Origin of the sequence: Streptococcus sp. 21.1, assembly GCF_016648635.1 — a bacterium.
Taxonomy (GTDB): domain Bacteria; phylum Bacillota; class Bacilli; order Lactobacillales; family Streptococcaceae; genus Streptococcus.
The window spans coordinates 74,752-87,561 of record NZ_JACLQL010000004.1 but is presented as its reverse complement, the minus strand read 5'-3'; the positions used below and the strand labels follow the sequence as shown (position 1 = coordinate 87,561).

General features: G+C 40.5%; 8 protein-coding genes, 1 tRNA gene and 3 pseudogenes. 11 read left to right on the top strand and 1 reads right to left on the bottom strand.

The annotated features are described in order from the left end of the window. Window positions 1-222: 222 nt before the first annotated feature. From H7U01_RS04345 to H7U01_RS04320, 6 genes are all read left to right on the top strand, one after another. The gene (locus H7U01_RS04345) at window positions 223-1,518 is read left to right on the top strand and encodes a gamma-glutamylcysteine synthetase (protein WP_080611003.1); all 1,296 of its coding nucleotides are present in this window, start codon (window positions 223-225) and stop codon (window positions 1,516-1,518) included. A gap of 192 nt (window positions 1,519-1,710) precedes the next feature. Further along, a tRNA-Leu gene (locus H7U01_RS04340) sits at window positions 1,711-1,796 on the top strand. Between the two features lie 145 nt (window positions 1,797-1,941). Then, entirely contained in the window at window positions 1,942-2,823 is an 882-nt protein-coding gene (locus H7U01_RS04335) for a class II fructose-bisphosphate aldolase (protein ID WP_002885816.1), read from the top strand. A gap of 300 nt (window positions 2,824-3,123) precedes the next feature. Next, the gene (locus tag H7U01_RS04330) at window positions 3,124-3,480 is read left to right on the top strand and encodes a hypothetical protein (protein ID WP_002892073.1); all 357 of its coding nucleotides are present in this window, start codon (window positions 3,124-3,126) and stop codon (window positions 3,478-3,480) included. 32 nt (window positions 3,481-3,512) lie between these two features. Then, on the top strand, window positions 3,513-3,851 hold the full coding sequence (locus H7U01_RS04325; protein ID WP_080611667.1) for a hypothetical protein: 339 nt from the start codon (window positions 3,513-3,515) through the stop codon (window positions 3,849-3,851). Window positions 3,852-3,866: 15 nt separating this feature from the next. After that, window positions 3,867-4,427 (top strand): TIGR01440 family protein, encoded by a 561-nt coding sequence (locus tag H7U01_RS04320; RefSeq protein ID WP_070576053.1) that lies wholly within the window; start codon window positions 3,867-3,869, stop codon window positions 4,425-4,427. A 44-nt stretch (window positions 4,428-4,471) separates the two neighbouring features. On the opposite strand, the pseudogene H7U01_RS04315 reads toward H7U01_RS04320, so the two are convergent. After that, window positions 4,472-4,999 (bottom strand): annotated as a pseudogene (locus H7U01_RS04315) (UTRA domain-containing protein); the annotation flags it as partial. Between H7U01_RS04315 and H7U01_RS04310 the strand changes: the two are divergent. From H7U01_RS04310 to H7U01_RS04290, 5 genes and pseudogenes are all read left to right on the top strand, one after another. Continuing rightward, window positions 4,995-6,029 (top strand): annotated as a pseudogene (locus H7U01_RS04310) (alpha-amylase family glycosyl hydrolase); the annotation flags it as partial. The pseudogenes H7U01_RS04315 and H7U01_RS04310 overlap by 5 nt on opposite strands. 81 nt (window positions 6,030-6,110) lie before the next feature. After that, the gene (locus tag H7U01_RS04305; RefSeq protein ID WP_064523541.1) at window positions 6,111-8,006 is read left to right on the top strand and encodes a M13 family metallopeptidase; all 1,896 of its coding nucleotides are present in this window, start codon (window positions 6,111-6,113) and stop codon (window positions 8,004-8,006) included. A gap of 116 nt (window positions 8,007-8,122) precedes the next feature. Next, window positions 8,123-10,735 (top strand): annotated as a pseudogene (gene adhE / locus H7U01_RS04300) (bifunctional acetaldehyde-CoA/alcohol dehydrogenase); the annotation flags it as partial. 161 nt (window positions 10,736-10,896) lie between these two features. Beyond that, the gene (locus tag H7U01_RS04295; protein ID WP_155213318.1) at window positions 10,897-11,742 is read left to right on the top strand and encodes a hypothetical protein; all 846 of its coding nucleotides are present in this window, start codon (window positions 10,897-10,899) and stop codon (window positions 11,740-11,742) included. A 25-nt stretch (window positions 11,743-11,767) separates the two neighbouring features. Continuing rightward, the gene (locus H7U01_RS04290; protein WP_155213319.1) at window positions 11,768-12,745 is read left to right on the top strand and encodes a hypothetical protein; all 978 of its coding nucleotides are present in this window, start codon (window positions 11,768-11,770) and stop codon (window positions 12,743-12,745) included. Window positions 12,746-12,810: the final 65 nt, after the last annotated feature.

Here is a 12,810-nt window from a genome sequence, read left to right as displayed (position 1 = left end):
ATGATGGAATAGCTTAGCTTTTCTTAGTCTAGCTCTGGTCTACCGCTGGGCATACGCCTAGCGGGAACACTCATCATAAAAATGGGAATAAATAAGCATGTAACGCTTGTTTACGAAAGGTAATACTGTTATTTTTCGTAAGCAGGCGTTTTTTTGGGCTATAAATCGTCTGAATATTTTGATATAATGGAATAAGCTTATTTCAAAAAGGGGGACATTATTTTGACAACAGCCAAGGAACTGCTTAAGCAAAGGTACTATGAGCCAATTAAGGAGCAACCTGAATTATTTGTGGGGATTGAGTTGGAATACCCTGTCGTTAATTTGAGTGGTAATGCGACAGATGTCTCTCTTACAAAACAGTTACTAGTCTATCTCATGGATAATTTTGATTTTCAAGCTGATAAGTATGATTCTGATAACAATCCTATTCAGCTTATTGATAAAGCTTCTGGAGATATGATTCTTTTTGAGGTCTCTTACAATACGATTGAGTTTGCTTTTGCAAAGGCTGAAAGAATCTCTGAGGTAGAGGAACGTTTGGATACTTACCTCGGTATAATCCAACCTTATCTTCAGAATCATAATCATGAGTTGCAAGGTTGGGGAGTGAATCCAAACTGGGAAAAAAATGACAACAGACCTGTTAAATCTCCTCGTTATGAGATGCTTATGGATTTTCTCGAGCTATCTAAAGCAAAGAAGGATCCTTTCTTTCATGATTATCCAGAATATGGTTCTTTCATCTGTGGGAGTCAGGTACAGTTAGATGTTTCAAAAACGTCCTATTTAAGGGTTTTAAATGCTTTTAATCAAATAGAGGGACCCAAGGCAGTATTATTGGCAAACTCTGAATTTTGGGGTTCTGATTGGGATTTAGCGCTTTCTCGTGATGTTTTCTGGGAGAATTCCATGCATGGTGTGTTTGAGGAAAATGCAGGGGTATTTCCCAAGGTGTTTAAGAGCGAAGATGACTATTTTTCTTACTTGTCTGAGACAGCCATTTTTACTGCTAAGCGTGGTGATGAAACCTACTATTTTGAACCAATACGTGCTAAAGACTATCTAAGTACGTCATCTGTCAAAGCACACTCTATTCATGGCGAAGTAGTCACTATTGAGCCAAGTGAGGAAGATTTTAAGACTCACCGTTCTTATCAATTCCAAGATTTAACGACGCGAGGGACGATTGAGTTTCGCAGTGTTTGTACTCAACCTTTCTCATCAACCTTTGCACCAGCAGCCTTTCACCTTGGTCTTTTAGTCAATTTGGAAAAGCTGGAAAATATTTTGAATGACTCACCTTTTTTTGAAGCATTTGACTATGATTTTCCTAGAATTCGTCGTTTATTTTCGAAAAAAGATATTTCTGCTACAGGCCTCAAAATGATTTTACCTTTGACAGAATCGTTATTGGCTTGTGCTGAGGATGGCTTAAAATCGCGTGGTTTTGGAGAAGAAGTTTACTTAGCTCCCCTTAGAGAGAAATTAGATAAACTGAATAAGAGTTTAGCTTAACATTTGATAAAAGATATAATAGATAACTTTTGCTAAAAAATTTAAAAAAAGTCAAAAAAGTATTGACGTCAGCAAACAATAAATGGTATTATATAATAGTTGTTTCGAAAGAGACAAGAGAAAGTTATTAAAAAACTTTCAAAAAAGTATTGACACGAGTTGTCAATCTTGATATAATAACTAATGTTGTTAGCGGAAATGGCGGAATTGGCAGACGCGCAGGACTAAGGATCCTGTGACCGCTTTAGGTCGTGAGGGTTCAAGTCCCTCTTTCCGCAGAGTAACCAGTCACATGACTGGTTTTTTTGTATTAAAAAATCAAAACGCTTACAAATTGTAGAAAAGCTAGTTTTTTGAGTTCAATTGTGATAGAATAAACTTGTAAACGGGTTCAAACCCAAAAAAATATAGGAGGCCTTTATAATGGCAATCGTTTCAGCAGAAAAATTTGTCCAAGCAGCTCGTGATAATGGTTACGCAGTTGGTGGATTTAACACAAACAACCTTGAGTGGACTCAAGCTATCTTGCGTGCAGCAGAAGCTAAACAAGCTCCAGTACTTATCCAAACTTCTATGGGTGCAGCTAAGTACATGGGTGGTTACAAATTGTGTAAAGTCCTTATCGAAGAATTGGTTGAATCAATGGGTATCACTGTACCAGTTGCTATTCACCTTGACCACGGTCACTACAATGACGCTTTGGAATGTATCCGTGTAGGTTACACTTCAGTTATGTTTGACGGTTCACACCTTCCAGTTGAAGAAAACCTTGAAAAAGCAGCTAAAGTTGTTGAATTTGCACACGCTAACGGTGTATCAGTTGAAGCTGAAGTTGGTACAATCGGTGGTGAAGAAGATGGTATCATCGGTGATGGTGAATTGGCACCAATCGAAGATGCTAAAGCTATGGTTGCAACTGGTATCGACTTCCTTGCAGCAGGTATCGGTAACATCCACGGTCCTTACCCAGAAAACTGGAGCGGACTTCACCTTGACCACTTGCAAAAATTGACAGAAGCTGTTCCTAACTTCCCAATCGTATTGCACGGTGGATCAGGTATTCCTGATGATCAAATCCAAGAAGCTATCAAACTTGGTGTTGCTAAAGTTAACGTTAACACTGAATGTCAAATCGCATTTGCTAACGCAACACGTAAATTTGTTGCTGAATACGAAGCAAATGAAGCAGAATACGACAAGAAGAAACTCTTCGACCCACGTAAATTCTTGAAACCAGGTTTCGAAGCTATTACAGAAGCTGTTGAAGAACGTATCGACGTATTCGGTTCAGCAAACAAAGCTTAATTAGACTATATAAGCTTGAAAATAAAGGGTTTGTCCAATATGGACAAGCCTTTTTCTTATGTTTTGCCACAAATTTGCCACACTTTCTAAATCTCAGTTCCTTTTGATTATAGATGTAGTGCAAACAAAGCGCAATTAGGCTATTAAAACAAGGTCCTTTCTGGGTCTTGTTTTTTTGTACCCAAATAAATAGTTAGTATCTGCGAATCAATCTGTGATTGAGAGGAAACAAATTTTAAAGATTGGATATGGCTTTGGTTGATAGATTCTATTTCCTAACTTTTTAAGATATGCTATAATATGAATATGTTTGATAATTATATTGTACCTGTATTTTTTGGTGGTGGAGCTCTTGCTCTACTAGGTTTAGTGTTATTTGGTTGGGCCTTGCCTTCATTTTTGAAGGGTAAGTGGTCTTATTTGATTTCTTTGCTAGGTTTAGGTTTGGTTGCTTTTGCCTATTTTGATGCGGCGATTGTTATCACTTATAAAATCTGGCTTGGATTGCTAGGTGTCATCATGATTGGTTGGGGACTTCCTTTCAACAATCGCAAGGGACGCCGTGCGATGACTATTTTCTGGGCTGTCATGGCAATCGTTGTGGGTATTGCTGCTATTGCATTCACTATTGCTTATGGTGTCATTAACCGCCACTAACATGAAACTGTAAAACATGCTATAATAATGGCATGTTTTATTTTATGACCCTATCATTTATTATCATGCCTGCCTTGGGCTGCTTCTTAATAGGCTTGGCTTTTGCTAAATCAGATTGTTGGGAGTTTTCTTGGATATTATCCTTAATAGGTTTAGTGGCCTTTATTTCTTCTTTTTGGCATATAGCACGCGTAGATTTATGGTTTATGCTAAGTTATAGTGTTGGTCCTTTTTTGATGGGATTTGGTTTCTCTTGGGATCTAAGTAAGAAACGCCGTAGGCAGTTATTATTATTAGGGGTATTTTTCCTTATCTTTTTTGTGATTCTGTACTATCTTATTGTGCGAATCCTGAATACAGCTGTTGTCTAAAGGAGGGCTGTTGTGATGTTGCTAGATTTAGAAGAGAAGACACGTGTGCTTGTAGAAGATATTGTTGAACGTTCCGCTATTGGGCGAGGAGCTATCTTTGTCTTGGGATTGTCTTCCAGTGAGGTCGCTGGTGGGATAATCGGAAAAGCCTCTAGCCGTGAAATTGGCCAACGAATTGTGAAAACGATTCTTGAAGTTTTGGAACCTAAAGGAATTTACTTGGCTGTTCAAGGATGCGAACATCTGAATCGTGCTTTGGTTGTTGAGCGTGAGCTCGCCATGGCTAAAGATTTGGAAATTGTTAATGTTCTTCCGACCTTGCATGCTGGGGGAAGTGGTCAGCTGGCTGCTTTCGACTATATGAAGGATCCTGTTGAGGTGGAGGAAATTGTCGCTCAGGCTGGTATCGATATTGGGGATACCTCTATTGGTATGCATGTGAAGAGGGTCCAAGTTCCTCTTCGCCCGATTGCTCCAGAATTAGGTGGTGCCCATGTGACTGCTTTGGCGAGTCGACCTAAGTTGATTGGTGGTGCTCGTGCGGAGTATCTAGCAGATCCTATCCGTAAAAACTAAAAAGTATCGGACAAGTGTTCGATACTTTTTCTTTTGGATTCGTTTTAGTGATGACGCTTGGCATAGTCGACAAATTTGAATTTTTCAAGTTTGTGTCGACTTTCGGTGAACTGAAACTGATTTCCATTATTCAGATAAACTTTTGAGCGTATGCAGACGACGTGGTGATCTTTACCGATATCGATGAGGATTTTGTCTTGCTCGGTAGTGTTGTCAATTGTGATTTCTTTAAAGGCATGAGAAATGCTAAGGTGGAGCTGATTCTCAAGGTAATCATAGATGGAGTTCTCAGCGATGCCACGGTTGAGTTGAGGCATAAGCCTCGCATCCAGGTAATCAATATCAACGACAGAGGCACAGCCATCAACGACTCTTTGCCGAATAAGACGCCAAACCTGTTGGCTTCTTGAAAATCCAGTTTTTTCTGAGAGATTGGTGTCAACGATGATTTTATCTAGAGAGATAACGTTGGTTTGTGATTTAATGCCTTGTTGTTCTATGAGCTCTTGGTAACTGGTTAAGTCAGATACAGGGAAGTTCACTTGTTCATGGCTAATAACTTGAGAAAAGGACGAAGTTTTAGTAGATTGTCCAGAAAATGAAGGGAAACCGGCTTATACGGATAAACCAATCGTGCATGATTATCTTCACATGATGAATGAAGCGACCTTTGGTTCTGACGATAGTTTTATGACGGTCGGAGAGATGTCTTCAACAACCATTGATAACTGTGTTCTTTATTCGGCACCGGAACGTCAGGAGTTGTCTATGGCCTTTAACTTCCACCATTTAAAAGTGGACTATGAAGATGGACAAAAATGGACCATTGCTCCCTTTGATTTTGAAGAGCTCAAGCGCCTCTACCACACCTGGGGCAAGGAAATGAGTGATCGTGGTGGATGGAGTGCCCTCTTTTGGAATAACCACGACCAACCTCGTGCCTTGAATCGCTTTGTGGATATTAAGAATTTCCGTAATGAAGGGGCTACCATGCTCGCAGCTAGCATCCACTTGTCACGTGGAACACCATACATCTACATGGGTGAAGAAATCGGGATGATCGATCCAGAGTATGACTCGATGGCAGATTACGTGGATGTGGAATCCATCAATGCTTATCAAATGCTCTTGGACCAAGGTAAATCTCCTGAGCAAGCCTTCAAGATTATCCAAGCTAAGTCACGTGATAATTCTCGTACGCCCATGCAATGGGATGCTTCTCTAAATGCAGGTTTTTCAACAGGCACTCCATGGTTGAAAGTTGGTAAATCTTATAAAGACATCAACGTTGAAAATGAAATCGATGGACCAATCTTTAAATTCTATAAAGAATTGATTCGCTTGCGCAAAGAAATGCCTATCATTTCAGAAGGAAGCTATCAGCCAGCACTTGAAGATAGCAAGCAGGTCTACGCCTTTGAACGCCACTTAGACGGTCAAAAACTCTTGGTGCTCAATAATTTCTATGGAAGTGAAGCTGAAGTGGAGATTCCAGAAGAATACCAAGCAGGGCGCGTGCTCTTGTCCAACTATGACGATGCGGAGCTTGCTGAAAAGGTAAGTCTTAAGCCTTATCAAACCCTAGCAATCTTAGTAAAATAAGCCAAACTTTCCTCAGTAAATGCTTTTGCTGGGGAATTTTGTTATAATGAAAGCACTTTTAATGTTGATGGAGGAAGTGTAATGACACGCTTACAAGATGATTTTTATGAATACGTCAATGGGAAATGGGCTGAGACAGCAGTCATTCCAGATGATAAACCTTCGACTGGTGGCTTTATGGACTTGGATCGAGATATCGAAAACTTGATGTTGGATATTACCGGAAAATGGCAACGGGGAGAAGAATTACCCGAAGATAGCATTCTGCAAAACTTTGTCAAATACCACAAGATGGTAGCTGATTTTGATGCACGAGAAGTAGCTGGTGTGGCTCCAGCCATGCCCTTGATCAATGAAATCAAGGCTCTGTCTTCTTTTGAAGACTATACCAGCAAGTTGGGCACCTATGAACTAGCTGGCAAACCAAATCTCTTGCCATTTAGCGTGTCGCCAGACTTTAAGAATGCCCAAATGAATGTCTTGTGGGGAGAAGCACCGGCTCTCATCTTGCCAGATACGACCTATTATGAAGAAGGCAACGAAAAAGGCCCAGAATTACTGGCTATCTGGCGTCAAATGATGGAAAAACTCTTATCTAAATTTGATTTCTCAGAGGAAGAAATCAAAGATATTCTGGATAAAGTGATTGCAGGGGACGCAGAATTGGCCAAATATGTCTTGTCGAACGAAGAAAAATCAGAGTACAACAAACTCTACCATCCCTATGAGTGGGCGGATTTCAAGGCCTTGGTCCCAGAATTGCCACTCGATGCCTTCTTTACAGAAGTAATCGGACAAACTCCAGATAAAATCATCGTGCCAGAAGAGCGTTACTGGAAGGAATTCGCACCAACATTCTACTCAGCAGCCAACTGGGAGACCCTTCATGCTGCATTGAAACTCGGCGCAGCTCTTTCTTGGACTCTATTTTTGACGGAAGAAATCCGTGTTTTGGCTGGTGAATATAGTCGTACGATTGCAGGTATTCCAGAACCTCGTCCAAAAGAAAAAGCAGCCTTATCAATAGCAGAAGTACCATATAGCCAAGCGCTTGGACTCTGGTATGCAGGTGAAAAATTCTCACCAGAAGCAAAAGCAGACGTAGAGCATAAAGTTGCAACTATGATTGAGGTTTACAAAGATCGTCTGGAAAAAGCAGATTGGCTCGCCTCTGAGACTCGTGAAAAAGCCATTGTCAAACTCAATGTCATCACACCTCATATCGGTTACCCTGAAAAGTTACCAGAAACTTATGCCAAGAAGGTTATCGACGAGAGCAAAACCTTGGTTGAAAATGCTCAGACTCTCTACGAAATTTCGATTGCCCATAGCTGGAGCAAGTGGAACCAACCGGTCGATCGTAGTGAATGGCACATGCCGGCTAATATGGTCAATGCCTACTATGATCCGCAACAAAACCAAATCGTCTTCCCAGCAGCGATTTTGCAGGCACCTTTCTATGACCTTCATCAATCTTCCTCAGCTAACTACGGTGGAATTGGAGCGGTCATTGCTCATGAAATTTCACACGCCTTTGATACCAATGGTGCTTCCTTTGATGAGAATGGTAGCTTGAAAGACTGGTGGAAGCCAGAAGATTACGAAGCCTTTACCGCTCGTACCCAAAAAGTCATCGATCAGTTTGAAGGCCAAGACTCTTACGGTGCTAAAATTAACGGGAAATTGACCGTTTCTGAAAACGTGGCAGATCTAGGAGGCATCGCTGCAGCCCTTGAAGCCGCTAAGAAAGAGGAAGATTTTTCAGCAGAAGAATTCTTCACCAACTTTGCTCGCATCTGGCGCATGAAAGCTCGGACAGAATATATGCAACTTCTTGCAAGTGTTGATGTCCACGCACCAGGAAAACTCCGTACCAATGTTCAACTACCAAACTTCGACGAATTCCACAAGGAATTTGACGTTAAAGAGGGCGACGGCATGTGGCGTGCCCCAGAAGATCGCGTGATTATTTGGTAATAATGATGAAATCTGTCCAAAAATGGACGGATTTCTTTATTTTTTATCGTTGTAAGGGTTTACATAGCGACTAGAAAACGCTATAATATACTTGTGTTAAAGATTGTGAAGTTTTTAACAAGTATTCAAAGGAGTTTCATATGACTAAACAAACTAAAGATGTTCAAACAGTAATAGATGAATTGGCAACAAAAGGGGTTGAAGCCCTTGATGCTATGGCTAACTTTACGCAGGAGCAAGTGGACCATATTGTTCACCAAGCTGCGATTGCTGCTCTAGATAAACATATGTATTTGGCAAAATTGGCCGTTGATGAAACAGGGCGCGGTATTTACGAAGATAAAGCCATCAAGAACATGTATGCTTCTGAATACATTTGGAATAGTATTAAATATGACAAAACTGTAGGCGTTATTGCTGAAGATAAAGAACAAGGTTTGGTTTCTATCGCTGAGCCGGTAGGTGTTATCTGTGGGGTAACTCCAACAACTAATCCAACATCTACTACTATTTTCAAAGCTTTGATTGCGTTGAAAACACGTAACTCAATTGTATTTGCCTTCCACCCATCAGCTCAAAAATCATCAGCAGAAGCTGCGCGCATTGTTCGCGATGCTGCTATTGAAGCTGGTGCACCTAAGAACTGTATTCAGTGGATTGAAGAGCCATCTATCGAAGCGACTGGTCTCTTGATGAACCATCCTAAGATTGCCACAGTACTTGCGACTGGTGGACCTGGTATGGTTAAAGCAGCTTACTCAACTGGTAAACCAGCACTTGGTGTAGGAGCTGGAAACGTCCCATCTTACATCGCTGCTGATGCTAAGGTTAAACGTGCGGTCAACGATATCATCGTTTCAAAAACTTTTGATAATGGTATGATTTGTGCGTCTGAACAAGCAGCTATCGTTGATGCAGCTATTTATGACGAAGTTAAGGCTGAATTTGAAGCACATCAATGTGTCATCATTTCTAAAAAAGCTGACATTGCTAAATTGGAAAAAGTCGTTCTTAATGAAGCGCGTACAGCTGTAAATGGTGCCATTGTAGGTCACTCAGCTATTGAAATTGCTGAAAAAGCTGGCCTTAAAGTTCCTGCAGGTACAAAAATGCTTTTGGCAGAAATTCCAGATGCAACAATGGAACACCCACTTGCCTTGGAAAAATTGTCTCCAGTACTTGCTCTTATCAAATCTGATGGCGTTGAAGATGGATTCAAAAAAGCAGAAGGCATGCTCAATTTGGGTGGTCTTGGACACACTGCTGTTATCCACACTGAAAATGAAGAGCTCCAACTCCAATATGGTATCCGCATGAAAGCCTGCCGTGTCTTGGTTAATAGCCCATCAGCTGAAGGTGGTATCGGTAATATCTACAATAACATGATTCCATCATTGACTCTTGGTTGTGGTTCACACGGTCATAACTCAGTGTCACACAATGTTAGCTCATTTGATCTCTTGAATGTTAAAACATTGTCAAAGCGTCGCAATAACATGCAATGGTTTCGCGTCCCACCAAAAATCTTCTTCGAAAAAGATTCAATAACTTACTTGCGTCACATTGAAGCTGAGCGCGTGATGTTGGTTTGTGACCCTGGTATGGTTCAGTTTGGTTATGCAGACTTGGTTAAACGCCAATTGGAACTTAACCGCCACAGACCGGCAGTAGATGTTTTCTCAGATGTTGAGCCAAACCCATCTACTAATACCGTTTATAAAGGTTTGGAACGCTTTGTAGATTTCCAACCAGATGTAATCATCGCTCTTGGCGGTGGTTCTGCAATGGACGCTGCTAAGGCTATGTGGATGTTCTTCGAACACCCAGATGTAAGCTTCTTCGGTGCTAAACAAAAATTCTTGGATATCCGTAAACGTACTTACAAGATTCCTTACGCTCAGAAGACACAATTCATCTGTATCCCAACAACTTCAGGGACAGGTTCAGAGGTAACGTCATTTGCGGTTATCACTGATAGTGAAACTCATATCAAGTACCCATTGGCAGATTATGCTTTGACTCCGGACATTGCTATCGTTGACCCTGCTTTGGTTATGAGTGTACCTGCCAGCGTTACAGCAGATACAGGTATGGACGTTTTGACTCACGCCATTGAATCTTATGTATCAGTCATGGCTAGTGACTATACACGTGGGCTTTCACTCCAAGCAATTAAACTTGTTTTTGAAAATCTTGAACATTCTTACCGCTTTGGTGATGAAGAATCACGTGAAAAGATGCATAATGCGTCAACAATGGCTGGTATGGCCTTTGCCAATGCCTTCCTTGGTATCAACCACTCACTAGCTCATAAGGTTGGTCCTATGTTTGACATTCCACACGGACGTACTAATGCGATTTTGATGCCTCACGTTATCCGTTACAACGGTCGTGATCCTCAAAAACACGCTATGTTCCCTAAATATGACTACTTCCGTGCAGACAAAGATTACGCAGATATCGCTCGTTTCATGGGATGGGGTACTGACAAGCAATCAGATGCTGAGTTGGTTGAAGTTTTGGCACAAAAAGTATACGAATTGGGTATTGCCGTTGGTATTGACATGAACTGGAAGGGACAAGGTGTTACTAAGAAACTTCTTCAAGACACTGCCTATACTTTGGCCGAACATGCTTATGAAGACCAATGTACAACAGCTAATCCGAAAGAACCACTTATTTCAGAATTGAAAGAAATCATCGAAATTGCCTTTGATTATAAAGGATAAGCGATAGACTAAAGTAGCTCTATAGGGGCTACTTTTTTTTGCTAGAAACCTTCTATATTAGAGTGTTTATCCAAATTAAAAATAAAGGACTTTCCCGAATAAGATAGAAAAACGCTTTAAGAATTGTTATAATAACCTTACAGCGAGATAAGGAGATTCCTATGACAAAAGAAGAAGGGCTTAGTTTGGGTGAAACAGCACATCCTCTCAAGTCTCGTGAATTGAGGCCACCAGTGGCTTCTGCAGCAGGGAATAGAGCGACTAATAAGTTTAAAGAGTTTAATGCTGATAGGATGGTGAGTGTTCAATTCAATCCTAGTCAACAAGTAAAAGAATCAAAGGAGCCAGTAACCTCAAAGAATATTGTGGGGATGGTATCAGGTGTGATTGCAGCGATACTCACCATACTTTTGATTGTTTGTCTCGTGATGGGATACCGTTATCGAGTCGCAAGCATTGAGGGCGATTGGACAAGCCCAACCTTTAGTGAGAAAATGTTAGCCACTCTGAAAGATACTGCTAATACTAAGAATAAAGTTAGTAATGCTTTACCACAAGGTCAAGATCTTATCACCGATATCAATACAGTAATGAGTATTACTGACAATAAGGCTCACTTAAAAGTGAGCTTTGTTTACAATCGTAAAGGTCTTTATCAGGCTTACCAGAGTAGAGTTACTGAATTGAAAGGTCAGTACGGCGAGGAGTTCTCGGAGGTTTTTGATAGTTATTCATTGTCAGAAAAAGACTACTATAAACAGTTTGATGAGACAGTGAAGAAAGAACTTCCAAAGAGTTATACCTACGATGCCAAAACCGGTCGTGTCACAACAACTGCTTTTACGGGTGATATTAACCGTTGGGAGCAAACAATCACTGTGGATAAGGCTGGAGATTCAGATGCTTTTAAAAAAGGTGATGTATTAGATTATACGCCTAACAATGGAGGCTTTACTATTAAGGCACACAGTGAATTTGGTGACATTAGCTTTACAAAAAATAAATAAAAAAGGAAATTAAAGGGGAATATAAATGACAAGAGCAGAATGGTTGGACTATTTTGAAACGGTAAACGGACGTAAGCCGAGTGTTCAGGAAATGGCGGATGCGTTGAAAGCTGGAGAGTTTATTAATGAAGCACCGGCTAAAACTGAAGATACAGTTACTACTGAACCCATTAAGGTTGAGGCGGAAATCGTCGAGACAAGTACTAGTCCTCTACCAACTGAAACGGCACCAGTAGTAACAGCAACTGCACCTTCTACGGTTCCTTTTCCAGAAGGACAAGTAGCTATGGCAAATTTGGCTCCTAAAAAACCAATGGATTCCAAAAAGAAAAAACGCATCCTAGTCTCAGTTTTGTCAGCAGTAGTCCTTGTCTTCTTATGTATCGGTGGCTTTATGACTTACCGTTATGTGACAGGTAATATTGATGGCAAATGGTACAGTAGTTCTCTAGGTAGAGAGTATAGCTCAAGCATGTCTGAAAGTTTGACAGACTTGGATAGTAAGGAGCTTGAAAAGTACTTTAAAGATACTGCTGTAACCATGAAAGTAAAAGGTAGCAATGCGAAGGTGACTGCTAGCTATACTTTTGATAAGAAAACCTATATCAAGGACTATCGTGAGAGGGTTCAGAAGTCCTTCTCAGCCTTTGGAGATTTATTTAAAGCCTTCTATGGAGATTCCTTTGAAAACTATTATAGTGAGGAAACCATAGAAAAAGAACTTGATGAAGCTCTTGAAAAAGCTGCGAAAGATAATGGTCAAAAGTATGATTCGAAGACAGGCGAAACAACAACAACCCTTTTCAAAGGGAAGGTTAGTCGCTTGGGACATAAGATGACTGTTACTTCTGTCAATAAAGATGTTGATATCGATGGTCTCAATGTGAAAAAAGGTCAAGAGCTAAAAGTGACTAAAAAAGACAAGAAAGTAACGCTTAGTGGTGATGGTAAATCAAAAGATATTACTTTCTCAACTAAGAATGACACCAAAGATAAATTTTAAAATGACATCCGGAATCGCTATTCCGGATTTTTTCATGTCGTTGAGGGAAGAGAATAAGGTGATAT

Coding starts and splice junctions, on each gene's coding strand:
- H7U01_RS04335 (WP_002885816.1), top strand. CDS start 1,942: ATGGCAATCGTTTCAGCAGAAAAATTTGTCCAAGCAGCTCGTGATAAT.
- H7U01_RS04330 (WP_002892073.1), top strand. CDS start 3,124: ATGAATATGTTTGATAATTATATTGTACCTGTATTTTTTGGTGGTGGA.
- H7U01_RS04325 (WP_080611667.1), top strand. CDS start 3,513: ATGTTTTATTTTATGACCCTATCATTTATTATCATGCCTGCCTTGGGC.
- H7U01_RS04320 (WP_070576053.1), top strand. CDS start 3,867: ATGTTGCTAGATTTAGAAGAGAAGACACGTGTGCTTGTAGAAGATATT.
- H7U01_RS04305 (WP_064523541.1), top strand. CDS start 6,111: ATGACACGCTTACAAGATGATTTTTATGAATACGTCAATGGGAAATGG.
- H7U01_RS04295 (WP_155213318.1), top strand. CDS start 10,897: ATGACAAAAGAAGAAGGGCTTAGTTTGGGTGAAACAGCACATCCTCTC.
- H7U01_RS04290 (WP_155213319.1), top strand. CDS start 11,768: ATGACAAGAGCAGAATGGTTGGACTATTTTGAAACGGTAAACGGACGT.